The 25,488-nt window shown below is 40.6% G+C and carries 23 protein-coding genes; 15 read left to right on the top strand and 8 right to left on the bottom strand.

Annotated features, from left to right (window positions below):
- Positions 1 to 9 precede the first annotated feature (9 nt).
- The gene (locus ACFQ3Q_RS06405; RefSeq protein WP_380744056.1) at positions 10 to 1,083 is read left to right on the top strand and encodes a glycosyltransferase family 9 protein; all 1,074 of its coding nucleotides are present in this window, start codon (positions 10 to 12) and stop codon (positions 1,081 to 1,083) included.
- Here ACFQ3Q_RS06405 and ACFQ3Q_RS06400 read toward each other — a convergent pair.
- Together ACFQ3Q_RS06400 and ACFQ3Q_RS06395 are read right to left on the bottom strand one after the other, a co-directional pair.
- Complete coding sequence (locus ACFQ3Q_RS06400; RefSeq protein WP_380744054.1) at positions 1,080 to 1,913, bottom strand: glycosyltransferase family 2 protein; 834 nt, start codon at positions 1,911 to 1,913, stop codon at positions 1,080 to 1,082. The two genes, ACFQ3Q_RS06405 and ACFQ3Q_RS06400, sit on opposite strands and share 4 nt — an antisense overlap.
- Complete coding sequence (locus tag ACFQ3Q_RS06395; RefSeq protein ID WP_380744052.1) at positions 1,910 to 2,662, bottom strand: lipopolysaccharide kinase InaA family protein; 753 nt, start codon at positions 2,660 to 2,662, stop codon at positions 1,910 to 1,912. The genes ACFQ3Q_RS06400 and ACFQ3Q_RS06395 overlap by 4 nt, the downstream gene beginning before the upstream one ends.
- Before the next feature lie 107 nt (positions 2,663 to 2,769).
- On the opposite strand from ACFQ3Q_RS06395, the gene ACFQ3Q_RS06390 reads away from it, so the two are divergent.
- Complete coding sequence (locus ACFQ3Q_RS06390) at positions 2,770 to 3,924, top strand: hypothetical protein (RefSeq protein WP_380744050.1); 1,155 nt, start codon at positions 2,770 to 2,772, stop codon at positions 3,922 to 3,924.
- Here the strand turns inward: ACFQ3Q_RS06390 and ACFQ3Q_RS06385 are convergent, their stop codons facing one another.
- On the bottom strand, positions 3,925 to 4,719 hold the full coding sequence (locus ACFQ3Q_RS06385; RefSeq protein ID WP_380744048.1) for a glycosyltransferase family 2 protein: 795 nt from the start codon (positions 4,717 to 4,719) through the stop codon (positions 3,925 to 3,927).
- Between the two features lie 146 nt (positions 4,720 to 4,865).
- Here ACFQ3Q_RS06385 and ACFQ3Q_RS06380 point away from each other — a divergent pair, with 146 nt between their 5' ends.
- From ACFQ3Q_RS06380 to ACFQ3Q_RS06355, 6 genes are all read left to right on the top strand, one after another.
- Complete coding sequence (locus ACFQ3Q_RS06380; protein ID WP_380744046.1) at positions 4,866 to 6,023, top strand: glycosyltransferase family 4 protein; 1,158 nt, start codon at positions 4,866 to 4,868, stop codon at positions 6,021 to 6,023.
- Entirely contained in the window at positions 5,950 to 6,546 is a 597-nt protein-coding gene (locus tag ACFQ3Q_RS06375) for an L-threonylcarbamoyladenylate synthase (RefSeq protein WP_380744043.1), read from the top strand. The genes ACFQ3Q_RS06380 and ACFQ3Q_RS06375 overlap by 74 nt, the downstream gene beginning before the upstream one ends.
- A 3-nt stretch (positions 6,547 to 6,549) precedes the next feature.
- Positions 6,550 to 7,983 carry a CCA tRNA nucleotidyltransferase gene (locus ACFQ3Q_RS06370; protein WP_380744041.1) on the top strand — a complete coding sequence of 478 codons (1,434 nt, stop codon included), beginning with the start codon at positions 6,550 to 6,552 and terminating at the stop codon, positions 7,981 to 7,983.
- Positions 7,984 to 8,016: 33 nt separating this feature from the next.
- Positions 8,017 to 9,030: a COX15/CtaA family protein gene (locus tag ACFQ3Q_RS06365; protein ID WP_380744039.1), complete on the top strand. Its 1,014-nt coding sequence runs from the start codon at positions 8,017 to 8,019 to the stop codon at positions 9,028 to 9,030.
- 50 nt (positions 9,031 to 9,080) lie between these two features.
- Positions 9,081 to 9,593, top strand: coding sequence for an IS1096 element passenger TnpR family protein (locus tag ACFQ3Q_RS06360; RefSeq protein ID WP_380744037.1), 513 nt, complete (start codon positions 9,081 to 9,083; stop codon positions 9,591 to 9,593).
- A 99-nt stretch (positions 9,594 to 9,692) separates the two neighbouring features.
- Positions 9,693 to 10,751 (top strand): nucleoid-associated protein, encoded by a 1,059-nt coding sequence (locus ACFQ3Q_RS06355; RefSeq protein ID WP_380744035.1) that lies wholly within the window; start codon positions 9,693 to 9,695, stop codon positions 10,749 to 10,751.
- A 36-nt stretch (positions 10,752 to 10,787) separates the two neighbouring features.
- Here ACFQ3Q_RS06355 and ACFQ3Q_RS06350 read toward each other — a convergent pair whose 3' ends face one another.
- A complete protein-coding gene (locus ACFQ3Q_RS06350; RefSeq protein WP_380745597.1) occupies positions 10,788 to 11,852 on the bottom strand; it encodes a hypothetical protein in 1,065 nt (354 codons plus the stop codon).
- Positions 11,853 to 11,947: 95 nt separating this feature from the next.
- On the opposite strand from ACFQ3Q_RS06350, the gene ACFQ3Q_RS06345 reads away from it, so the two are divergent.
- The 4 genes from ACFQ3Q_RS06345 (at position 11,948) to ACFQ3Q_RS06330 (ending at position 17,130) form a co-directional block, all read left to right on the top strand.
- Positions 11,948 to 12,853 (top strand): ABC transporter ATP-binding protein, encoded by a 906-nt coding sequence (locus ACFQ3Q_RS06345; protein ID WP_380744033.1) that lies wholly within the window; start codon positions 11,948 to 11,950, stop codon positions 12,851 to 12,853.
- On the top strand, positions 12,853 to 13,689 hold the full coding sequence (locus tag ACFQ3Q_RS06340; protein WP_380744031.1) for an ABC transporter permease: 837 nt from the start codon (positions 12,853 to 12,855) through the stop codon (positions 13,687 to 13,689). Before ACFQ3Q_RS06345 ends, ACFQ3Q_RS06340 begins: the two co-directional genes overlap by 1 nt.
- A 104-nt stretch (positions 13,690 to 13,793) precedes the next feature.
- Complete coding sequence (uvrB, locus tag ACFQ3Q_RS06335) at positions 13,794 to 15,800, top strand: excinuclease ABC subunit UvrB (RefSeq protein ID WP_380744029.1); 2,007 nt, start codon at positions 13,794 to 13,796, stop codon at positions 15,798 to 15,800.
- Between the two features lie 112 nt (positions 15,801 to 15,912).
- On the top strand, positions 15,913 to 17,130 hold the full coding sequence (locus ACFQ3Q_RS06330; protein ID WP_380744028.1) for a hypothetical protein: 1,218 nt from the start codon (positions 15,913 to 15,915) through the stop codon (positions 17,128 to 17,130).
- Between the two features lie 142 nt (positions 17,131 to 17,272).
- Here ACFQ3Q_RS06330 and ACFQ3Q_RS06325 read toward each other — a convergent pair whose 3' ends face one another.
- Positions 17,273 to 19,366 carry an acetate--CoA ligase family protein gene (locus ACFQ3Q_RS06325; RefSeq protein ID WP_380744026.1) on the bottom strand — a complete coding sequence of 698 codons (2,094 nt, stop codon included), beginning with the start codon at positions 19,364 to 19,366 and terminating at the stop codon, positions 17,273 to 17,275.
- Positions 19,367 to 19,452: 86 nt separating this feature from the next.
- On the opposite strand from ACFQ3Q_RS06325, the gene ACFQ3Q_RS06320 reads away from it, so the two are divergent.
- Positions 19,453 to 20,670, top strand: a complete 1,218-nt coding sequence (locus ACFQ3Q_RS06320) for an aminotransferase-like domain-containing protein (protein ID WP_380744024.1) — start codon at positions 19,453 to 19,455, stop codon at positions 20,668 to 20,670.
- A 31-nt stretch (positions 20,671 to 20,701) separates the two neighbouring features.
- Here ACFQ3Q_RS06320 and ACFQ3Q_RS06315 read toward each other — a convergent pair whose 3' ends face one another.
- From ACFQ3Q_RS06315 to ACFQ3Q_RS06305, 3 genes are all read right to left on the bottom strand, one after another.
- Positions 20,702 to 21,313 (bottom strand): indolepyruvate oxidoreductase subunit beta, encoded by a 612-nt coding sequence (locus tag ACFQ3Q_RS06315; RefSeq protein WP_380744022.1) that lies wholly within the window; start codon positions 21,311 to 21,313, stop codon positions 20,702 to 20,704.
- A 36-nt stretch (positions 21,314 to 21,349) separates the two neighbouring features.
- A complete protein-coding gene (locus tag ACFQ3Q_RS06310) occupies positions 21,350 to 22,963 on the bottom strand; it encodes a thiamine pyrophosphate-dependent enzyme (RefSeq protein WP_380744020.1) in 1,614 nt (537 codons plus the stop codon).
- Positions 22,964 to 23,255: 292 nt separating this feature from the next.
- Entirely contained in the window at positions 23,256 to 23,699 is a 444-nt protein-coding gene (locus ACFQ3Q_RS06305; RefSeq protein ID WP_380744018.1) for an Hsp20/alpha crystallin family protein, read from the bottom strand.
- A gap of 191 nt (positions 23,700 to 23,890) precedes the next feature.
- On the opposite strand from ACFQ3Q_RS06305, the gene ACFQ3Q_RS06300 reads away from it, so the two are divergent.
- Both ACFQ3Q_RS06300 and ACFQ3Q_RS06295 read left to right on the top strand, forming a co-directional pair.
- A complete protein-coding gene (locus ACFQ3Q_RS06300) occupies positions 23,891 to 25,186 on the top strand; it encodes a DUF2254 domain-containing protein (RefSeq protein WP_380744016.1) in 1,296 nt (431 codons plus the stop codon).
- A gap of 25 nt (positions 25,187 to 25,211) precedes the next feature.
- Positions 25,212 to 25,472 carry a DUF1456 family protein gene (locus ACFQ3Q_RS06295; RefSeq protein ID WP_380744014.1) on the top strand — a complete coding sequence of 87 codons (261 nt, stop codon included), beginning with the start codon at positions 25,212 to 25,214 and terminating at the stop codon, positions 25,470 to 25,472.
- The last annotated feature ends 16 nt before the right edge of the window (positions 25,473 to 25,488 follow it).

Genomic DNA, 25,488 nt, shown 5'->3' with positions numbered 1-25,488 from the left:
AGACATAAAATGAAAATACTGGTAATTCAGCAAAAAATGATTGGGGATGTACTCACATCCTCAATCTTATTTGAAGCTCTTCGGGATAAATATCCTGAAGCGGAATTGCACTTTATGATCTATCCGCATACCGCACCGGTAGTCGAGAACAATCCTTTTATCAATCATATTATCTATTATCCCGATAAGGAACTAAAAAATCCTTTCAGGTTCATTTCTTTTTTGAAAAAGATCAGGAAGCAACAATATGATGTGGTTATAGATGTGTACTCCAAAATAGGAAGCGGATTGATCAGTTTTTTCTCAGGGGCCAAAGTGCGTACGGGATACAAAAAATGGTATACCCGCTGGTGTTACTCCAAAAGCTTCAGGTATGCAGAAACCCCTGAAACGGAAGCCGGGCTTGCAGTGGAGAACCGCCTTTTACTATTGAGCGCGCTCTCTTCAGACTTCCCCTTGGAGATCAAACCGAAAATCTACCTTACCGAAGCAGAGATAGGTAAGGCCCGTGAGCAACTTCACAAGGAGGGAATAGACTTTAAAAAGCCGCTTTTTATGATCGGGGTTTTAGGCAGTTCGCTTAAAAAGACCTACCCCCTGGCCTATATGGCAAAGATCCTTGATCACCTGGCAGAAACAACCGAGGCTCAGTTTCTTTTCAATTATATCCCAAAACAAAAGAAGGAAGTTTTAAAGCTCTATGAGCTTTGTAAAGAAAAAACCCGAAAAAAGATCTTTATTGAACTCTTCGGAAGCAGTCTAAGGGAATTCATTGCACTTACTTCTCTAAGCGATGCCCTTATAGGAAATGAAGGTGGAGCGGTTAATATGGCAAAGGCCGTAAACACCCCTACCTTCTCAATTTTCGCTCCACAGATAGAAAAAAATGCCTGGTCATTATATGAAGATGAGCATAATGTTGCTGTACATCTGAAGGATTTCCTTCCCGCTGCATTTGAAGAAGACAGCCCTGTTAAGGACCGGATAGATGAACTATATGAAGATTTCGGTTATAAGTTTATCCTCCCTAAACTCGATGAGTTCATCAACAACCTGAAGTTGAATAAAAATAAAAAACATTAAGCCTGTTTTTCACTCTTTTTAATACCGTGTTCGGTGTAGTTTAGTTTTTCTTTTTTGGTCTTTTTTCTCACCTCTTTATTGAAGTCTATGGCCTCCTGGTTCACATAACCCCTCGCGTGGTCCAGGTGTATACAGATCGCGGAATACCTGATCTGCCTGGATTTGATCCCATAATTAAAAAGTCGCTCCCCCAGTTCCCGGTCTTCCCCGCCGTATTTCATTCGCTCATCAAAACCGTTCACGGCAAGAATATCCTCTTTCCATCCGCTGGAATTATGCCCGTTCCAGCTGGCATTGGTTGGGGTAAGCTTATTCAGGACCTTTCCTTCCCGTTTTCCTGCAGTAAGTTTCTTGTTCTTGACCGAAGATTTGAGCCCGAATTTCTTCAGCCATTGCTTATCAAAACAACGCTGAGCCTTTATATCCTCCACACTTATCTCTTCTGAAATATCCATCGGTAATTTGAAATATCCCCCGGAAAGGAAATAACCTTTTTCCCGAAGCTTATAATGCACTTGAAGAAAGTCTTCCCTTGGAATACAGTCGCCATCGGTCATTAAGATATACTCTGCTTTACAGGCAAGAATCGCCTTATTCAGGATCTTTGTTTTTTGGAAACCGTCATCTTCGTGCCAGACGTGTGTTAAAGGAATTTCGGACCTTTCCCGGAATTCCTTCAGAAAGGCTTCGGTTTCCGGGCCGGAACCGTCATCGGCAATCACGATCTCAAAATCCCTGAACGTCTGACACTCATAACCGGCAAGGGTTTTCTTTAGCCATTCTACAGCATTATAGGTACTTATAATTACGGAGATCTGGGGATTTTTCATTTCCAAAATTTCAATTTTTCCTTGAGACGTTGTTTTTTTCTGAATTTCTCCTGAAAAAGATTGGTGAAATACCACATCTTTTCAAAGACTTCAGAAGAAGACCTGTCTGTGAGTTTAGCATATTCATCTGCCATTATCTCCACCATTTCCTTTTTCGGAGTAAGCCGGGCAAAATTGTTCATCCGTTCCGTGAAGTTCAGCGGCTTGAAATTCATCCTGTTCAGGTCTACCAGGAAGAATTCATAATTTCCATTATTCAGCCTAATAAGCGTATTCCCCGGGGAATGATCAAGGAATTCGATATTGTTCTCGTGCAGTTTATAGGTGAATCGGGTAAAAGACCTTAAGATCTCCTCGTGATCCGGGTAATCAGGGTCTTTTACCAGTTCCCGGTAGGTTAGGTCGGCCTGCAGATGTTCGCTGATGTAATAACTCTTTCCAAACGTAAAAGCTGAACTCTGTTCCATAAAAGCCACCGGCTCCGGAGTGCCTATATCTTTAGAGAGAAGATGCTGAGCATAATAGAAGGAACGCTCGGCCTTAGATTTCCTGAAGAAACGATAGGCGATCTTGTTGACCGCATTAGGCACCTTAAAAGATTTAATATTGAGCTTCTTATCCCCAAGATCGAACAGCCTGATCTCATTTCGGTTCTGATCCCCGAATAGTTCTCCCTGCCTGAAATTCTTTACAAAACCTAAGATCTTTTGTTGAGAGGGTTCAAATGCTTCAGAAAATACTGCTTTCATAGGGCAAAAGTACAACAATGCTAAAACCGGCAATTTAAGTAAGCTAAAAAAATTAACTTTACCGCCTGGTTACAACTTCCTTTTCACAATAAAATGGAACATTGACAATGAAAAATAATCCGAATCCACGGAATAAAAAAAAGATTGCTTTTCTTTTTCTGGATGAAATACACCACCTTTTTCATTTTATCTCAATTGCAATAGAGCTTTCTAAAACAAACAGGGTCCACATTCTAACCTATAAGGGTGTTGATGATCTTTTATATAAGTCTTTGGGTGATCTAAAAGGTGATAAACTCGTTGTTGAAGAGTTACCGACTTTTCCATTTAGATCTTTTACTGATAAGCTAAAAAACAGAAAACTACCAAGAAAAGGCTTTTGGTTAAAACGAAACCTGAACTACCTTCTGAATGAATTTAACGCGGTGGTATTTACTGATTATTTTCACCGTTATCTCCTTGAAGCCCGAAAAAACAACTCTCCTAAACTTCTCAAATTTTCACACGGAACGCCTGGAAGGGCTTACGCGTTTAATGAAAATCTTCAGGATTTCGATTTCCAGTTATTGATAGGAAACTATCAATACAAGCAGTATAAGAAGCTCGGAATTTTAGGAAAAAATTACGCAATAACTGGATACTCAAAATTTGATGCAGTAAAACACTGTCCAAAAAGGCAAATTTTTAAAAATAAAAGAACAACTGTATTATACAACCCTCACTTTGATCCCGATTTTTCATCCTGGCAGGATGAAGGTTTAAATATCTTGGAATTCTTTTATAAACAAGACACCTATAACCTGATCTTCGCTCCTCACCTCCATCTTTTTCAAAAGAAAAAAGGCGGTGAAAGCAAGAAAGTAATTTCTGAAAAATATTTTAGTTCGGATAATATTCATATAGACTTAGGAAGTGTTGCAAGTGTAAACATGACCCACGTGCACAATGCCGATATCTATATGGGGGATGTTTCCAGTCAGATTTACGAATTCATCACTACACCCCGTCCCTGTTTATTTCTGAATACAAAAAACTTCAACTACAAAAAAGATATATCTTTTCGTTTCTGGCAGTGCGGGCCGGTAATAGAGAACAGTAATAATCTAAAGGAAAATCTTGAGCTGGCGCAAAGGTCCTTTCCTGACTATAAAAATATTCAACAGGAAATAACAGCGCAGAATTATTATACCGAAGAAGGTTCCACTCCCTCCGAAAGAGGAGCAAAAGCTATTAACAAATACCTTAAAAAAGCCGGATCCTGATTATAGGTATTTATTTATCCCGTTTTCGCAACTGGTCAGATTATGTTTTATAGCCTCTTCCTGAATCTGAAAATTGATATTATGCTTATGTCTTGATGCTTCCTTGTGCCAGATATGATAAATAATAGCATTATATCTTAGTCTTCTTCCCTTCACTCCCTTGTTGAGCAAACGCACTACCAACTCTGAATCTTCCTTTCCCCAGCCGGTCATATCCTCGTTATAACCATTCACCTTAAGAATATCATCTTTCCAGAAAGAAAGATTACAACCCCGGACTTTTTTAGACAATTCGTCCTTTTCCTTATAAAGTCCCCCCAATGCAGGAGAGTGAATATTTCTGGTTCTCTTTTTTATTCCCCTTGAGAAAAAATGAAAATTGATCCTTTCTTCGGCAAAAAGTTTTGGAAGAAAATGTTTCTGAATATTTACACGACTTCCGAAAAGAAAGTTCCCGTTCTGAGAAAAGTTAAGGTGATTTTCAACGAATTTTTCGTGCATAATACAATCTCCGTCGAGCTGAATAATATAGTCTGACTCAATCTTTGAAATAGCCTTATTAAGGATCACAGTCCTTCTGAAACCATCATCTTCGTGCCAGATATGCCTAACGGTCATAGGCGCCTTTTCATTAAATTCCCTAATCACCTCAGCTGTATCGTCGGCAGAACCATCATCGGCTATCACAACCTCATCAGGCAGGATGCTTTGATTCAGAAGACTTTTTAAAACCAATCGTAAAGCCTCTGGCCAGCAATAGGTAGAAATAAGTAATGCAACTTTCACACTCTTCATAAAATTAGGTCTATAGCTGCTGCAAAAAAACAAATTTTAGGCCAAAAAATTAAGATTAAATTTATAGAATAAACTGACCCACTTAGAAATAGATGGCTCAGATAAAAAATATAAATTAAATTTGAAATTCAAACCAGTCAGGATAAATGAACATATTACACCTCTCTGCTATGAAAACCTGGGGCGGCGGTGAGAATCATATCGAAAATCTCTGCACTGAACTTCAGGCTGAAGCTGATCTTTTTCAAAACCTCATTTTTTGTGTTGAAGGAGGCAAGTTTCACCAAAAACTGAAAGGCTCCGGGCTTGATTTCACTTCTGCTCCGCTTGCGATCAAGATAGATCCCCGCTTTATATATCAGCTGATAAGGACTTCAAAAAGAGAGAATATCGACCTGATCCATATTCACGATACCACGGCACTCACCCTTGCGGTAATGGCCGACAGACTGGTAAAACTTCCGCCGTTTATTTTCAGTAAAAAGACATCTTTCCCAATTAAGGATCGAAAACGAACCCTTTACAAATACAATTACCCGAAAATTAAACGCATCTTATGCGTTTCGGAAGAGACTAAAAAGATCACCTCTAAGAATATTTATAAGAAGGACAAGCTGAAAGTCATCTACCACGGCACCAACCTCAGCACTAAATCAGATAAAACTCCGTTTGACCTGAAACCCAAGCTTGGTCTCAGCAAGAATGATACTGTAATCGGGAATATTGCAAACCACATTAGAAGCAAGGATCTGGGCACCCTCATCGAAGCCGCTAACCGGCTTATAAATATAGAAGGCAAAAAAGACTTCCATTTTGTGCAGATCGGAGACCTTTCCGAAAGGACCGGAGCCTTTAAAGAACTCGTAAAAAAGCATAACCTGGAGGCTAATTTTCATTTCCTGGGTTTTCTCCCAAAGGCCTCTAATTTTATTCCCCAGTTCGACCTTCTGGCAGTAAGCTCACAAAGCGAAGGTTTACCGGGAGTGATCTATGAAGCCTTCTACCATAAGGTTCCGGTGGTAAGCACCAATGTTGGTGGTATTCCGGAGATCATCACTCATAATGAGAACGGGCTGCTTTCTCCTCCGCACGATACCGGTGCTCTCGCGAAAAATATCTTATCTTTGGCCCAAAATAAGGAGTTGCAGAATAAGTTCACTGAACGTTCTCACACCAGAGTCATTGAAAATTTCAGCACTAAAACTATGGCTGAAAAAACATTACAAGAATATGAAGAAGTCCTCGGCAAAATCGGGAAAAGAAGATTACAGAACAGAGATCCAGAATTGCATCGCAACCCTTAAAAGAGGGGGGCTTATCCTCTATCCTACCGATACGGTTTGGGGTATAGGCTGTGATTCTACCAATGCTGAAGCGGTGGAAAGGGTCTTTGCCTTAAAACAGCGGAGTGAATCAAAATCACTTATCTGCCTGGTAAACGACTTCAAAATGCTGAATGAATATGTAGAGGATGTTCCTGAAGTGGCTTATGACATTCTTAAATATGCAGCAAAACCAACTACTATTGTATACGACGATCCCATAAGGGTTGCCGAAAATCTAATTGCCGAAGACAATACCCTGGCGATAAGGGTTACTAAAGATGCCTTCTGTAAGGAACTTACAAAAAGATTCAGAAGACCAATCGTTTCCACATCGGCCAACATCAGCGGCCAACCCACCCCAAATTCATTTTCGCAAATAAGCCCTGAAATTTTAAAAGGTGTAGACTATGTAGTAAATTTGCACCAGTCAAAAAAATCATCTCAACCATCGGCGATCATTAAGCTTAGTAATGATGGAAAGGTGAAAGTGATACGCAAATAACAAATGCCCGAAATACGAAATTACAGCAGCGCCTTAAGTCACCGAATCTTTAAGGTCATCTCCCTGGCTGCCGAAGAATTGAAGCTTGAAAGTTATGTTATTGGCGGTTTTGTTCGCGACCATATTCTTGATCGCGGAGAACCCAAAGATATAGATATCGTTGCCGTTGGAAGTGGGATAGAGCTCGCTCAAAAGGTGTCTTCCCTGCTGCCGCACAAACCCAAGGTTCAGGTCTTTAAAACCTATGGCACCGCGATGCTGCGTGCCTTCGATATGGAGATCGAATTTGTGGGTGCCCGCAAGGAAAGTTACAATGAAGACAGCCGCAAGCCCGTGGTTGAAGACGGGACCCTGGAAGACGACCAGAACAGAAGAGACTTTACCATTAACGCCCTTGCCTTGAGCCTTAATGATAAGAACTTCGGGGATATGCTGGATCCTTTCAACGGATTCGAAGACCTGAAAAGCAAGATCATCCGGACACCCCTGGATCCCGATATCACCTATTCTGATGATCCGTTAAGAATGTTAAGGGCGATAAGGTTTGCAACCCAGCTCAACTTCAAAATCGAAAAAGAATCGCTGGAGGCCATTACCCGAAACAAAAAACGCATTAAGATCATCTCAAAGGAGCGCATTACCGATGAGCTCCATAAGATCATTCTTGCAGATAAGCCTTCTTTAGGTTTCACCCTGTTACATAAGACGGGACTGCTAAAGATCATTCTTCCGGAGCTAACGGCCCTGGAAGGCATAGATGAAATAGAAGGTCAGCGTCACAAGGACAACTTCTGGCATACCCTGGAGGTTGTAGATAATATTTCAGAAAACACCGATGACCTGTGGCTACGATGGGCTGCATTACTACACGATATCGGGAAGGCACCGACAAAGAAATTCCATAAAAAGATAGGCTGGACCTTTCACGGACACGAATTCGTGGGTTCAAAGATGGTCTTTAAACTATTCAAACGCCTTAGAATGCCCCTGAATGACAAGATGAAATTCGTTCAGAAAATGGTACTGATGAGTTCAAGGCCCATTGCCATTGCAGATGATAACGTCACAGATTCAGCCGTGCGCCGCCTTATTTTTGACGCAGGAGATCATATTGAAGACCTGATGACCCTGTGCGAGGCCGATATTACCACAAAAAACCCAAAGCGTTTCAAAAAATACCACAACAACTTTAAGGTAGTTCGCGAGAAGATGAAGGAAGTGGAAGAACGCGACCACGTTCGCAACTTTCAGCCTCCGGTTACCGGCGAGGAAATTATGGAAACCTTCAATATCAAACCTTCAAAAGAGATAGGGATGATCAAGGAGGCCATAAAAGAAGCGATCCTGGAAGGAGAGATTCCGAATGAGCACGAGGCTGCCCGTGAGTTTATGCTTGAGAAAGGGAAAGCTCTGGGACTTAAACCTGTAGAAAACTGAGAAACCGAAGACCTATATCTTAATAACATCTAGATGAAAGACAACAAAAAGGTAGTATACTGGCTGCTCACCGGCTGTTTCCTTATTTTCATTATGGTAATTGTAGGAGGAATTACCAGGCTTACCCACTCCGGGTTATCCATCTCAGATTATAAACTTATTAGCGGGACCATCCCCCCTCTTAACGAACAGGAATGGGTGGAAGCTTTTGAACTCTACAAGCAGTATCCCGAATACCAGAAATTGCATTACCACTTCAACCTTGAGGATTTCAAGGACATCTATTTCTGGGAGTGGATCCACAGGGTGATCGGGCGACTTATAGGAGTGGTTTTTCTGATCCCTTTCCTGTATTTCCTTTTCACCAGACAACTCACAAAGCCTACTATTAAAAAGGCATTGATCCTGCTCTTTTTGGGAGCTTTCCAGGGCTTCCTGGGCTGGTATATGGTTAAAAGCGGACTCGTGGATATACCGGCAGTGAGCCATTACCGTCTCGCAATGCACCTTACCACGGCCTTCATCACCTTCGCCTATACTTTTTGGGTGGCGCTGGACCTCATATTTCCCGAAAAGAAAAAGGTGAACACCAAATTCAGGAATCTTATAAGATGGGGAATGCTCGTCTTAATATTGCAGATCGTCTGGGGAGCTTTCGTGGCAGGACTCGATGCCGGCTGGATCCACAACAGCTGGCCGCTTATGACTGAAGGAAAACTCATACACGAAACAGTATATATCGAACAGAGTCCTCTCTGGAAGAATTTCGTGGAAGGAAAGAGCGGCGTTCAGTTTGTACACCGATACCTGGCGTACATAGTAGTTGCCGTCATTCTTGCGATCTGGTACAGATCGAGAAAGCTTCAGCTTAGCAGGCTTCAGAAGAACGGCATAAACAGCCTGTTGATACTGGTTTTTGCTCAGTTTATACTGGGAGTATTCACCCTTATCCTGGCGGTCCCTACCTGGCTTGGTGTAACCCATCAGGTTGGTGCATTCTTCCTGCTTACGGCTATGACATTTACGCTACACAGATTTAGCAGATAACTTAAATTTCCAATCTAAAACTGTATCTTTGCAATCCAATTTTTTCAATTATGGTATACAGATTTAGAGTAATTCTTGATGCAGAGGAAGACGTGTTTAGGGATATAGAAATGCTTCAGGAAAGCACCCTGGAAGACCTTCATAACACCATTGTGCAATCCTTTGGTTTTGACGGGACTGAAATGGCTTCATTCTATATAAGCAATGACGACTGGAACCAGGGCGAAGAAATTCACCAGTTTGATATGAGCGGAAAAGAACAAGGGATCAGACTAATGAATGAAACCAGCCTTGACAGTGTGCTTTCAGAATCTCAAACCAAACTGATTTATGTCTACGATTTTCTTAAAATGTGGACTTTCTTTGTAGAGCTGGCTCAAATAGGGGAAATTGAAGAAGGCCGTGATTACCCGAATCTTATGTATGTTCACGGGCAGATCCCTGAGAACGCCCCGGACAAGGAGTTCACTGCTGAAGGAGAAGAGGAAGATTTCAACGAATTTGACGACGACATAGATATAGACGATTACGATAATCTTTCTTTCGACGAAAACTGGAATTAATCTTTCCGGTATTTTTCCGATTATTTATTAACAAAGGTAAAATCCTGTTGCGCGGTTTTGTATTTTCAGCAGCGTAAACAGTTAAAATAAAATTGTCTGATGATCAATTTATTTAATGCTCAAATTGAGTCTTTATCTATCCACAGGGTAGGTAACAAAAGTCGTAACGAAAACATCTTTCTTTCGGCGGCACCTTATCAGTTAAACGACGAGATCACTCCTCTAATCAAAGAGTATTTCTTAAAACCTTTCCGTGAGAAAGAAGAGAACTATTATCACTTTGCTCACGACACCGATCTTGAATTCAATGAGCTTTATAACCTGGCCAATGCCATCTTCGACAATCCTGATGCCATACACGAGTATTCAAAAAAGATAACCACCCTTCTTTTTGAACAATCTTCCCATCCGCATATCAAAAGCGGGGAGGTTTATGTGGTTTATTTTGAAAATATGCAGCTGGATAATATAAAAATGCCGGCTATCGGGATCTTCAAATCTGAATTAAAACACGACTTCCTTCAGTTTGAAGAGAAAGGAAGCATTCTGGAAATGATCGTGCAGCAGGGGATCAACCTCAACAAGCTTGACAAAGGAGCGCTTATTTTCAATAAAGGAAGAGATGAAGGCTACAAGATCCTTTCTGTAGACTCCAATAAATATGACACCAAATACTGGCTGGAAAATTTCTTGGGGGTAGATGTTATGACCGATGATAATTATTACACCAAAAGTTACCTGAAGTTCTGTAAGAATTTCGCCAAAGATGTGGTGCTTCCTGCCGAAGATAAAAAGGAAGAGGTGATGTTTATGAACCGGAGTATGGATTACTTCGCTAAAAACGACGATTTCGAGGAAAGTAACTTCCTGAACTCGGTAATAGACAATCCTGAATTAATCCCTGAATTTCAGCATTACAAAACCGAAAAGGCACCAAAATATAAGATTGAGGACCTGACTAATTTCCCTATTGCCAACAAAGCGGTGACCGATGCCAGAAAAAAGATTAAGAATATTATTAATCTGGATACGAATATCCAGATAAAGATGGACTTCGTGAATGCTGAATCTGCCGATAAATTTGTAGAAAAAGGCTGGGACGAAGAAAAGCAGATGTATTACTATCTGGTCTATTTTAATAAAGAAGATAAAAGTTAAAAAGATCCCGCTCTGGAGCGGGATCTTTATTTCTGCCTAATCCAGCATTCGCCTCATATTCACATTCTCATAATTTCTTTGCACGAACTGAAGCGCCGTTCGCAGGATCTGGCCCATTGTACGGGCGCGCTTAAATTTCATATCTGTAGTATACTTATAAAGATCTTTTCTCAGGGATCTCACATTCTGGGCTGAAGAAACGTGATCGTTGATCATACACCGGATCAGTTCTTTATAGCGGCTTCGGGTATTGATCATCCTCTTGGCCAGCAGCGAGCGTTCTTCTTTCCGGTATTGTTCTATGGAAGATTGTTCCAGTTTATCGGAGACCAGTTTCACCATCTTAAAGTTTTCCTTAAAGAACTGCGGCCTGTAAACTTTCAGGTTCCCTTCATAGCATTGCTGATCGAAATCTATAGCTCTGATCTGATATTCCACGTGGTCAAAATCGTGGGTTGGGATCACCACATAATTATAAGATCTCATATCTCCCAGTAACCGAACCGTGCAACGTTCGTTGAACTTCACGAACTGTTTTGCGATCTGGGTTTGCGCCCGGTTATCACATTCCGGCAGGTGATCCTCAATAAATACATCCCCGGGAATACCGGCAATATGCTCTTCGATAAGCGTGTCTTTATAGACCAGAAAGTTGATACGGTGGGGAGACAGCAAGTGTTCGAATTCAAGACCATACAGTCTCGAAGCATCAGCTTTCTTCACATAGAAATAAGTGAAACTGTCATTCAGGATATTCCTTACCCGAATCCTGAAAGGCTTCGAGTTCCCGAAGGTACAGTAATCTATGGCATCAATATTCAGGAATTCCAGGGAATCATCACTACCATCGGAGTGAAGAATGGTATACACCTGCTTCAGACTGTTATCGATCTCGGTTCTCTCGTGATCGGGATAATAACACCTTACCCAAAAGGTATCCTCCTCGTGCTGGTCGTATACCACGATCGAGCCTGAAAATCTTAGTAAGTCATCATAAAACACAGGGATCTTGGTATTCCTGTTATATTTAGCCAGATATCGGTTAAACCGCTCATTAATCGGAAATGAGGGCTTCTTCCGGGACATCAACTTTTCTTCCATCTTCACTTCGGGTTTTTTCAAAAATAAGGTTTCTCCAACGAAACCTGTAACAAAAGCTTAACTTAGTCGTCACATGATAAAACAATTCTTCAATTTTGGAAACAATTCTTACGCTTAATAATCTCACAAAAAAATACGGCGGTCTTACCGCCGTCGACGATTTATCCTTCAGCATAGAAAAAGGCAATGTGTATGGCATCCTGGGACCTAACGGAAGCGGAAAGTCCACTACCCTTGGTATGGTCCTTAATGTGGTCAACAAAACGAGTGGTGATTTCTACTGGTTTGACGGGTCTGATTCCACTCACGAAGCCCTGAAGAAGGTAGGTGCCATTATCGAGCATCCGAACTTTTACCCGTATATGACGGCGGCACAAAACCTGGCTCTTGTTTGTAAGATAAAAGGAGTTTCCACAAATAAGATCGAAGAAAAATTAGAGCTTGTAGGGCTGCTGGACCGAAAAGACAGTAAGTTCAAGACCTTTTCACTTGGGATGAAGCAGCGCCTGGCGATCGCATCGGCCCTGCTGAACGACCCGGAGATCCTGATCCTTGATGAACCTACCAATGGACTCGATCCGCAGGGAATTCATCAGATAAGAGAGATCATCAGGAAGATCGCGACAATGGGGACTACTATTTTACTGGCTTCCCACCTGCTGGACGAAGTGGAGAAGGTTTGCTCCCACGTAGTGATCATCAGGAAAGGAAAAAAATTATACAGCGGCCCGGTTGATGGGATCAATGCCAGCCACGGATTCTTCGAATTGAAAGCCAAAGATCAGGAATTGCTCATCACGCTTTTAAAGGATCATCCGGCGATAAACAAGGTAGTGGCAAACGGGGAAATGGTTACAGCATTCCTTGCAAAACCTATGGATGCGGAAAACATTAACGCCTATCTTTTTGAAAAAGGACTCTCTCTTTCCTTTTTGGTGAAGAGGAAAGAAAGCCTGGAAGAACAATTCTTACAACTTACAAACCAAACAACTACCGCCTAATGTTACGACTTTTAGACATAGAATATCAAAAATTAAGATACAGCCGTTCGGCAAGGATCCTAATCCTTACCTATTTCATCTTGATCACCTTTATTGCCCTTATCGCTTCTATTGAATTCAATATCGGAAGCATTCAGTTCAGGGTGGCCGATCAGGGAATATTCAACTTCCCTTTTATCTGGCATTTTAATTCCTACATAGCTGCAACACTCAAACTATTCCTCGCCATCGTCATTGTCTCGATGATGTCTAATGAGTACAGTAACCGGACCCTGAAGCAAAACCTTATTGACGGTTTAAGCAAAAAAGAATTCGTTTTATCCAAGTTTTTGACCGTACTGGTATTTTCACTGGTTTCAACATTGTTCCTTTTTATCGTATCTATGATCCTTGGTTACTCATTTTCTGATTATACCGAATTTTCCATTGTATTTTCAGACCTCGAATACCTGATCGGATACTTTGTAAAACTCACCGGTTTCTTCGCCTTCTGTATGTTCCTGGGAATCCTTGTAAAGCGTTCTGCATTTGCGCTGGGCTTCCTTTTTATCTGGTGGATCCTGGAAAGTATCGTTTACGGAGTGATGAAGTGGAAGTTATTTAAGGGTACCGAAATTGCCGATTCCATCGCCCGTTTCTTCCCTCTTGAATCTATGTCTAACCTCGTAAAAGAACCCTTCAGCAGATTAAATGCATTTCAGACCGCCGCCAGCCAGTTAGGTTCAGAGTTTGAAAAGGATTACGGCATCCACTGGTACCAGCTAGCCATCGTTATTTTATGGACCCTTATTTTTGTGTATTTCTCCTATAAACTTCTGGAAAAAAGAGACCTTTAATACTTATCAAAGCAATGATGGTGTTGCGTATGGATGATTTTTCATCAAAGATTGATAAAGGCCCGATAATTGCGTAATTTCGTTAGGCTAAGAAAAGGAATCTCATGAAGTTCGATATAAAATCAGATTACAAACCTACCGGCGATCAACCACAGGCGATCAACCAGCTGGTAGAGGGAATCAATAAAAATGACCCATTTCAGACCCTGCTTGGGGTTACCGGATCTGGTAAGACGTTTAGTGTGGCCAATGTGATCCAGGAAGTCCAGAAACCAACCCTGGTCCTGGCGCATAACAAGACCCTGGCAGCCCAGCTGTATTCAGAGTTCAAACAGTTCTTCCCGGACAATGCGGTAGAATACTTTGTGAGTTACTATGATTATTACCAGCCGGAAGCTTTCATTCCCACCTCGGGCACTTATATCGAAAAGGACCTTTCCATTAATGAAGAGATCGAAAAACTTCGATTAAGCACCACCTCTTCCCTTTTAAGCGGAAGAAGAGACGTACTTGTGGTCGCTTCGGTTTCCTGTTTATATGGTATCGGTAACCCGGTAGAGTTCAGGAAGAATGTGGTTTCTATCGAGCGGGATATGCAGATCTCCAGAACCAAGCTTTTACACAGGCTTGTTCAAAGCCTTTATTCAAGAACCGAAGCGGAATTCTCCCACGGGAACTTCAGAATTAAAGGTGATACGGTGGATATATACCCAAGCTATGCCGATAATGCTTTCAGGATCCATTTTTTCGGAGATGAAATTGAAGAGATCGAAGCTTTTGACCCGGGCACAAATGATGTGATCGAAAAATATGACAGGCTGAATATTTATCCTGCAAATATGTTCGTGACCTCGCCCGATGTGTTGCAGAACGCCATCCACGAGATACAGGATGACCTGGTAAAACAGGTGGATTATTTCAGGGATATAGGGAAACACCTGGAAGCCAAAAGACTTGATGAAAGGACTAATTTCGACCTAGAGATGATCCGTGAGCTTGGTTATTGTTCGGGAATCGAGAATTACTCGAGATATCTTGACGGAAGAAAACCCGGCACTCGCCCTTTCTGCCTGCTTGACTATTTCCCGGATGATTACCTGATGGTGGTGGACGAAAGCCACGTAACCATTCCGCAGGTGCACGCGATGTACGGGGGTGACCGCTCCAGGAAAGAGACTCTTGTGGAATACGGTTTCCGACTTCCGGCAGCTATGGATAACCGTCCCTTGAAATTCGAGGAATTTGAGGCGCTTCAGAACCAGGTTATCTATGTAAGTGCGACTCCTGCCGATTATGAACTTCAGAAAAGTGAAGGAGTTTATGTGGAACAGGTGATCAGGCCTACAGGGCTGCTTGACCCGGTTATCGAGGTACGGCCAAGCCAGAACCAGATAGATGATCTTATTGAAGAGATCCAGACCCGGGTGGAAAAAGATGAACGTACCCTGGTGACCACGCTTACCAAGAGGATGGCTGAAGAACTGACAAAATACCTCACCCGAATTGAAATCCGTTGCCGCTATATCCACTCCGATGTGGATACACTTGAACGGGTGGAAATTATGAGAGATCTTAGAAAAGGATTATTTGATGTACTGATTGGAGTGAACCTGCTCCGGGAAGGGCTCGATTTGCCCGAAGTTTCCCTGGTTGCGGTAATCGATGCCGATAAGGAAGGCTTCCTGAGGAGTAACCGATCCCTGACTCAGACTATTGGCCGGGCTGCGAGACACGTGGACGGGAAAGCCATTTTGTATGCCGACAAGATCACGAACAGTATGCAAAAAACAATAGACGAAACCGAATATCGCAGACAGAAGCAGATCGCATACAACAAGGAAAACAACATCACTCCTACTCCACTTGTAAAATCTATTGACAGTGCCCTTATAAAGGAAAAACTGGTGGACGTGTATGAACACGAAAAAAGGCCGGACCTTAAAGCAGCTGAAGAAGAAAGTGCATACCTAAGCAAACCTGAGTTAGAAAAAAGGATCAGGGAGAAAAGAAAAGAGATGGAAACCGCTGCCAAAGAGCTTGATTTTATGGAAGCTGCCCGGTTAAGAGATGAAATTAAAATGCTCCAGGAAAAAGTAAATGAATTGGCATAAATTTAACAACCAAAATACGCCTAATCAACTGAACCATAACGTTTTATTTATATATTTAGCATCCTAAAACTCTTCAGTATTAACTAAGTGACTGTACTAAAAACAGTTACTTATGAGATCATTCTTTACTTTTATTGCCCTTTTTTCGGTATTGATTTTAAATGCACAGGTAGGTATAGGCACTACCACACCAAAGGCCAGCCTGGATATTCAGGTTGCCGATAAGACAAATCCTACAAACATTGACGGGATACTCATTCCCAGAGTTGAAAAGTTTCCGTCCTCAAACCCAGGAGCCGACCAACACGGAATGTTGATCTTTCTTTCGGATCAGTTTCTCGGAAACCCAACAGGATTTTACTATTGGGATGCTAAAGACTCCAAATGGAAATCGATAATTTCGGATGCCGGCGCGAGTAACTTTTTTAAAGACGGTACTTTGGTGAGTCCGAATAATATAGATGATCCTATCTTCAGAAAAGGGAATGTTGGAATAGGCATAGAAAACACAACCGCCAAACTCCAGGTAGCCGTGGAATCGAGTAAAGATATTGCCATTAAAAAAGGCCTTGAAATCGACAACAAAAATCCCGCTACCGACAACCTTACCACTTACGGCATCATTAGCACTAACCGGAGTACAACCAATGGAAATAAATACGGGATCAAGAATAATGTAAGCGGAGACGGGATCGGGATCCATTATGGGATATTCAATGAAAGCTTTCAAAATACCGGCACCAATGATATTTACGGGATCTTTAACCGTGTAGGCAGAACCTATGGGGCCAAGAGCAATAATTATGGGATCTATAGCGAAATAGGGAGCGTTACCGGGCAAGGCAATATTTACGGAATTTACAGTATCGCCTTCGGGGATAACAATTCCAATATTTTCGCGGCTTATTTTGCCGGACGTGTGGGCATCGGAAATTCTGCTTTGGATGATTATGTTTTGCCGGCGACGAGAGGTAAGGAAGGACAGGTACTGGTTACCGCTGATACGGGAGTGGTCACCTGGAGACATCCCGGCACTCAAAACTACTCTTCCACTACAAGTTCTACAGGAATATTTACAATAACAGATGATATCCATACCTTAAGGATCAACAACCAGGTATCAGGCCTGGCGATCCCAGAGGCTTCTAAAAATAAAGGCAGGATCATCATTCTTATCGGGTGGCCTGGCATTTCTTTTAAGAGCTTCAGCTTTACGGGAGGGGATGATATTTATGATATTGTAAACGATGTATCAATTACCGGAATTAGTGGCAAACAGCGAATGATGATACAAAGTGCCGGAAACCGATGGATATTGATAGGGAATTAAAAAGGAAACATTAAAATAGTATTCGAAAGCAAGCCACTACATTTAGGTCTCAAAGAATGGCCGATCTGGTATTTGGCAGCATATCAACCTTTCACAGGTTGATCATTAATGATCAATTACTACCTGGTCAAAAGCAAATCACCTATTTTTCTAAACGAATTCTTACATCCACAGCAGTAAGGTCACTTTCTGTAGCCATAAGAGGATTGATGTCTAATTCTGCAATTTCCGGAACTAAACTCAATAGGTTTGAAATGCTTAAAATAGCTTCGGAAAATAATTTGATGTTTATGCCGCTTTGACCTCTAACACCTTTTAAGATGGGATATGCCTTTAAATCATTAATCATTTTCAAAGCATCTTCATCTGAAAGAGGGATCATCGCAGCACTGATATCTTTCAATACCTCAACAAAAATGCCTCCCAGACCACATAAAATGACATGAGGATAATTAGTTTCCTTTTTTGCTCCAATAAAAAGTTCCGTTCCATTTATCATAGGCTGAATTATCACAGAAACTGCTCCTTCTATCTGCATCAACTTATGGAAGCTGTCATATAATTCCTCTTCAGTTGAAACATTCAGAATGACCCCACCTACATCAGATTTATGCAAGGGCCCTTCAACTTTAAGAACTACAGGATATGATAGAGACTTAGAAACATTATTTAACTCTGCTTCATTATTAACATTATAAGGAGTTGCAAACTTCACTCCTGCATATTCAAGCAAGGTAACGGCTGGTTCTGTGGACATATACCCATTGGGGAGTGCATCTATTAATTTCCTGATCTTTTTGGATAATTTAGAGTCGGGGTCCTTAGCCTTGTTACTGACCGGGGTATGATTATAAACCTTAGCTAAGGCATTCCCGAATAAGACTTCATCATTAAATGCAATGTTGCCCTTCTTTATAAATTCCCGGATCTGTTTTTTTACATTGACCACTGATGGTAAAATGGCATAAATTGGTTTTTTTGAGGTCCGGATCTTTTCATCCAGCACTTCATATACGTCATCCACACTTCTTAAGCCCGGACTGCCGAATATAACAGCCATTGCATCTATTTCGGGACAACTATTCTCACAGAATTCAATGATATTTACCAATTGCTGAGCAGTGCCTGTTGCCAAAAAATCAATAGGATTCGATACTGAAGAACCATCGAACAGTTGCTCTAATAAGGCTTCGCTATCTTTTCCTTCCAAATGGGGGATTTTTAGTCCATTCTTTGACAATACATCGGTCAGCATTACAGCAGGTCCCCCGGCGTGGGTGATGATGGCTATATTCTTTCCTTTGGATTCCTTTTGCAAAAGAATCCCGGCAACGCTAATAAGTTCGTTTCTGCCGTAGCAGCGTATTATTCCCGCTTTTTGAAATAGAGTATCTACAAAAACATCAGAATTGGCTATAGCTCCCGTATGTGACGAAGCCGCCCTGTTTCCTGCTTCTGAACTTCCGGCTTTAATAGCCGCAATTTTGCAGCCCTTCTGTATCAACGAAGCTGTATGCTTTAAAAACTTAAGCGGGTTTTTAATGCTTTCAATATAAAGCAGTTTTACTTTTGAACTTATTCCCTTTTCAAAAGAGTGGTCTAAATATTCCAAAATCTCCTCCACTCCTATTTGGGCACTGTTTCCAACGGTATAAATGCTCGAAAATGTGAGTCCCATGCTTTGTGCCGCTTCGATTATAAAAACTGCTGTTGCCCCTGAACCCGATACAAAATCTACTCCTTTTTCATCCAGTTTAGGGATTGGAGTTGTAAAAACTCCCGTATAATGCTTATTTATTAACCCGATATTATTCGGACCCAATAAACTTCCGCCTGCTTCCTCGATCAACTCAACTATTTCATTTTCCAGCTTTTCACCGTTTTCATCCTTTTCACTGAATCCCGCTGAGAAAATTATAAATCCTTTGGTGTTCTTTTGTTGCGTGAGAACCTTAACGGTTTCCAAAACAAATTTTGCTGAGATCGCGATTATAGCCAAATCTACCTCGGGAATATCATTGATGTCTTTATAAGATATGATCCCCTGGACTTTTTCCTGCTTAGGGTTCACCGCGAATAACTCGCCTTTGAATTGATGATCGATTAGGTTTTTCAAAACCCTGCCACCAGGACTATGAATATTATCAGATCCCCCAACAACCACAATGTTTTTTGGATGAATTAATTTTGAATGAAGCATAAAAGCAAGGAATTTACTAAGTGTAAAGGAAGTCATTCGAAATATGATTTTAACTGACATTCATCAGAATATGTTTGATTTCCTTTTTGTTATTTTGATAAGACTCCTAAATTTTTCAGGCTATGTATGCATTTTCGAACGCGGTCAATTCCATGCATTCAGAAGACATCAAACAATTAATGAAACAGGCTTCCGGAAAAAACCTGATTTCATTTGCCGGAGGAATGCCAAACAATGATTTGTTTCCGGTAAAACAAATTGATGAGGTCTACAATTCTTTACCTGAAGACATAAAAAAATTATGCTTTCAATATGGTCCAACCTCCGGATATCCTCCTCTGGTCAAATCACTTGAAAATTATTTAAAAGAGAAGGGATTGGCAGTTGGTGCAAATAAAATTTTGATCACCACCGGTTCGCTTCAGGCCATCGCTATAATTACCCAGGAATTTGTCAATGAAGGAGATATCATATTAACCGAAAATCCGAGTTTCGTAGGAGCCTTATCGGTGTTTGAAACTGCCGGAGCAGAGATACACAGTATTCCCATTGATAAGGATGGGATCGATATTAAAGCCTTAAAAAGTAAAATTGAAACCTTAGACCGAAAGCCTAAATTTTTATATGTAACGCCTAATTATCATAATCCGGCCGGTATCATTTATACACCTGAAAGGAAAAAAGAACTTTTAGAAGTTTTATCTGGTACGGGAATAATATTACTGGAGGATGATGCTTATAGTGATCTATATTTTAATGAAGATGAAAAACACCTGACCAAATCTATGAAATCATTTGGTGTTAAGGATGTGGAGATTATTTATACCGGATCATTCTCAAAAATACTGGGTCCCGGTTTCAGATTAGGTTTTATGCTGTCTTCTGAAGAAATTTTCGAAAAAGCAGAAACAGTCAAACAAGCAATGGATGCCTGTACTTCTAATTTCATGCAGATACTGGGAAATGAATTTTTAGCACAAGATAAACTGAAACCTTATTTAGAGTATTTAAGAGCTGAATATTTAGAGCGCAAAAATATGCTCCAAAAGCACCTGGAAGCATATATGCCAAAAGTAATTACCTGGAACGAGCCCAAAGGAGGCTTTTATATCTGGCTTAAATTACCGCCTCAAATTAAGTCAACAGACATCTTCAAAGAAACGGTTGCAAAAGGGGTTGTTTTTGTGACGGGCAGAACCTTTGACCCAGTGAGTAAAAAAGATGACAGGTTACGGCTTTCTTTTTCAAATATGCCCAAGGAGCAAATTGAGACAGGGGTTATCATTTTATCTGAAACTATCAAAAGAGTACTCGAAAATTCAAAAATCACACTCTCATAGTCTTGTTGGATAAAAAAGAATTTGGATTCTTTTATTCCTGAATCTGTTTATTTGCAACTACATCAGTAATTCCTTCAGCTACATTTTTTCCTTCATAAAAAGCTTCCAGGTTTAGTTTTATAACTCTTTCACTTTTATGCTGAAACAATTTCCTGATAGCTTCTATCAGGCTGTTTTCAGATAAAGGAATTATGGCAGACGCTGCTCCCAGTAATACCATATTGGCAATTTTTGAATTACCAATAGTTTTTGCAATCTCTGTTGCATTTACAATTACATGATTCGGATGTTTTTTTATTTGATCAAACAGATCATTTCTTTCAGGGTAATTGGCGGTATTGACAAAAGATTCTGAATCTGTAACCAGCCAGCCATCTTTTTTCAAAAAAGGAGTATACCTTAATAATTCCATCGGTTCAACCGATAAAATCAAATCAGCCTGTCCTTCCGGAATGAGATCAGAAAATATTTCCTTATCAGATATTCTTACGTGAGATTGTACGGCACCGCCGCGTTGGCTCATCCCGTGAACTTCTGATTGTTTAATGAACAAATCTTCACTTAAAGCAGCGGTATCCAAACCTGCGGCAATAGTTAGAATCCCCTGACCACCAACACCTGATAATATAATATCTGTTTTCATCTGTTTATATTTTTTGCTTTTAATAGATCTGAGTCTCTAGTTTAATGCCGCAATCTTCGCCTTGATTTCTTTCTTTTGATCTCTGGATAATCTTACACAAGGTCTTTCAGAAATAATGACTGAAACACCTTTGTATTTTAGTTCATTTCGCAACAATTCCACATTTTCTTCGTGATTCTTTTTTAGAGGAACCATAGTTTTAAGATGATCCGGATGAACGCCGATTCCTAAGCAAATCTTATGTAATCTTCCCACTGCCGTGGATTCCTGAGCTCCTGTCATCGCAACAGCAGAGTTGTCTGAAATAATAACCGTGATAGGGGAATTTTCATACACGGCATCCAAAAGCCCCGTCATACCGGAATGCGTAAAAGTAGAATCGCCGATAACCGCTATGGCATTTTCCAGCCCCGCATCTGCAGCTCCTTTTGCCATTGTTATGGAGGCTCCCATATCTATTAAGGTATTGATGCTGTTCAAAGGTGGTAAGGCTCCCAGTGCATAACAACCAATATCTCCAAACACGTTTTTGTTTCCTATTTCAGGTATTAACTCATTTATAGTATTAAAAAGGTCTATGTGGCCACAACCTTCACAAAGCTGTGGCGGTCTGGGAGTAACTAATGAAGGAACAGGCTCAACATTACCTTGGAAAAGGCCTAAAGATTTACCAACAATGTTAGGGTTCAGTTCTCCGGTTCGTGGTAGATCACCAGATAACTTTCCCTTTATCTTATCGTTTTCATCAAAATAATTATGTAACAACTCCTCTACTACCGGGTAGCCTTCCTCTATCACCAAAATTTCATCACAGTGTTTATATAAAGTTTTTATCTTTTCCTTGGGCAAGGGATACTGGGATACCTTTAAAACAGAATATGAAGATTCATCTGCTCCTATATTTTCCATTACATAATTATAAGCTAACCCACAGGCTATTATTCCCAGGCTTCTGTCATCACTTAACTTTAATGTATTTAAATAAGAATTTTCAGAATGTTCGATTAGAATATCCTTTTTATTAACCAGCAGATCAAACTGTTTTTTTGCATTCATAGGAAGCAAAGCAAATCGTGATGTATCCGAAGGTAAATTCATATCGTTCTGGTTACGCCTTTCTCTTATTTCTATACCTGCCCGGGAGTGCGACAAACGGGTGACCAATCTTAATAAAACAGGTAATTTTAATTCTTCGGAAAGATCAAAAGCGTAAGACATGATATCATAGGCTTCCTGCTGACCTGAGGGTTCCAAGATTGGGATCATCGCAAATTTTCCATAAAAACGTGAATCCTGTTCATTCTGCGATGAGTGCATTGAAGGATCATCTGCAACAACAACCACGAGTCCACCATTAATTCCGGAAACAGCCATATTCATAAAAACATCTGAAGCCACATTTAGTCCTACGTGCTTCATCACCACCATAGCCCTCTTACCAACATAGGACATTCCTAAAGCAGCTTCCATCGCTGTTTTTTCATTAACAGACCACGTGGTATGTATCTTTAATTCCTGTGCAGATTTTGATTTCTGAATATATTCGGTTATTTCAGTTGAAGGTGTGCCGGGATAGGCATACACCCCAGACAATCCCGCGTCAATAGCGCCCTGAGCAAGTGCTTCATTGCCTAATAATAAACTTTTCATCTGGTCAATGTTTGTTGGTCGGCTGGAACACCCTGTCAATAACGGGGCATTTCAAAAAACACATTTAGTTGTACAGACTAATTTAAAAGGATCAGGTTTTATAGAGTATGATTTTAGTCATACCCTGAGGTATTAAAACTAATTTATCCGAATTTTTATAAGTGATTCTCCCGCAATCCGATTGATTTTAGGAGATGGTGATCCAAAGTGCAGGATACCGATGGATATTGATAGGAAATAAAAAAGCGCCGGGAACCCGGCGCTTTTAACTAACCTACTAAATCAAACTCAATTATGAAATTTCAATCATTCGTTTTGCCTGAACTTTAGCTTCTTCACGCTTAGGCAGGGTGATCTCAAGAACTCCGTTGTTATAAGCCGCAGAGATCTTCTCACTGTCTACCGAATCAGGCAGGCTGAATGCACGTTTAAAGTTGCTGTAACTAAATTCCTTTCTTGTAAATCTTCCGTTCTTCTCGGTAGTTTCATTTTCTCTTTTTTCTTCAGAAGATATGGTCAGTACATCATTATCAAGTTCGATGTCAAAATCTTCCTTGGTCTTACCGGGAGCGGCTACAGCCACCATAAAATTATCGTCGCTTTCCTGAATGTTCACAGCAGGAATGCTGGTCCCAATGCTGTTCACATTTGTTGTTCCTCCTAACCAGTCAGTTCTGAACATATCGTCGAAAACTGAAGGCAGCCAATTGGCCTCATTTCTTTTAATTAAACTCATAGCTTTATATTTTTAAGTTTATTATTATTGATTTCATTTTTCGTATAGCAATTTAAGTTCCATTCAAATATGACTGACTTTTTGACTTATCTAACGAATTAAAAACTGCCTTTTTGACATTTTTTATTTATGATATATTTAAAACCCTTCAGAGCTACTTTCTGTTAACTTTATCAAATAAAGACTTCCTAATGAAATACCTCCTAAACCGCATTCTCTCATTCCTCAAGACACTCCAAAGCAAAATTGCATTCTACCCGTCTCTGTTTGCCATCTTAGGATTCCTGTTAGCTTTTACCATGATGTATTTGGAAAAAAGAGGTGTTTCTAAGTACCTGATGGATTCCTTCCCCTCATTGGTGGTTAACAACGGGGACACTGCTCTAACCATTTTAAGCGCCTGCATCACCGGACTTATCTCTATGATGGTTTTTAGTTTTTCTATGGTGATGGTACTGCTGAACCAGGCCTCAACGAATTATTCCCCAAGGCTTCTACCGGGGCTTATTTCAGACAAAAGACATCAGATCATTCTTGGTACATATTTAGCGACAATCTTATACTGCATCTTTATTGCAGTTTCCATTCAGCCTTCGGGGGAGAAATACCAGGTTCCGGGATTCGCCGTACTTATAGGAATTATTTTTACGGTGATCTGCATATGGGCCTTCATCTATTTTATCCATAATATTTCTCAAAGTATCCAGATCAACAACATCCTTGACGGAATCTATCACACCGCTAAAAAAAGACTGAATAAACTTATAGAAAGCGAAAAAACGGAAGCGGAATTTCCTTCAACCGATAACTGGATCGTTTATAACACCAAAAAAAGCGGTTATTTTCAGAATGTATCCCTAAACTACCTGGTAGACATTTGCGAACAACACGATACCCAGCTCGAGATCATTCCCGTAAAGGGGATTTTCGTTTTGGAAGACACACCGGTATTCAGATGCAGGAAAGAACTTGAAGAAAGCACTGTAGACCAAATCCTTAGCAATTTCATATTTTCCAGGGGAGAACTTGTGGAAGATAACTATGTTCTGGCCTTCAAACAGATCACAGAAATCATTGTGAAAGCCATGTCCCCGGGAATTAACGACCCCGGAACCGCCCTTAACGGAATAGATTACCTCACAGAACTTTTCGGGTTAAGAATGCAGAAAAATGACGAATCTTATATCATTCGTGATAATAGTGCTTATTTAAAGCTGAGTGCCGTTAGCTTTGATGAGTTACTATATAATGTAATGGCTTCCATTCGCACCTATTGCAAGCACGACATTATCCTGGTTCAGAAATTAGGAGAAATGTTAATCTACCTTAATAATAAACCGGCACAGTCAGACTCCTATCACAATTCAGTAATCGAAGCCGCTGAAACACTTTTTAATGATGCGGGCCGTGAATTAATAAATAAAACAGACCGCAAGGTTCTTGAAGCCTACGGAGAAAAATTTAACCTGAAATTACAGATTTCCTGAAAATGAAAAAGCTTACTTTTGCAGTATGGGATTAACAAACAATGATATATTCAAAAAACTAAGGGTTGCACATAAACTTCGTGATGACGACATAGTAAAGATATGCGCCCTTGTAGATTTTAAAGTAACCAAGAGTGAACTGGGAGCGATCTTCAGAAAGGAAGATCATCCTAAATATGTGGAATGTGGAGACCAGTTTCTAAGGAACTTCCTTAACGGACTTATAATTCACCTCCGCGGACCAATGCCTCCAAAAAAAGAAAAACAAGAAAAAACCCCTCAGTAACTGAGGGGTTTTTAAT

It is taken from the genome of Salegentibacter chungangensis (genome assembly GCF_042678405.1).
Classification (GTDB): Bacteria; Bacteroidota; Bacteroidia; order Flavobacteriales; family Flavobacteriaceae; genus Salegentibacter_A; species Salegentibacter_A chungangensis.
Note: the sequence above shows the minus strand (reverse complement) of the source record. Positions and strands in the feature narration are given on the sequence as shown.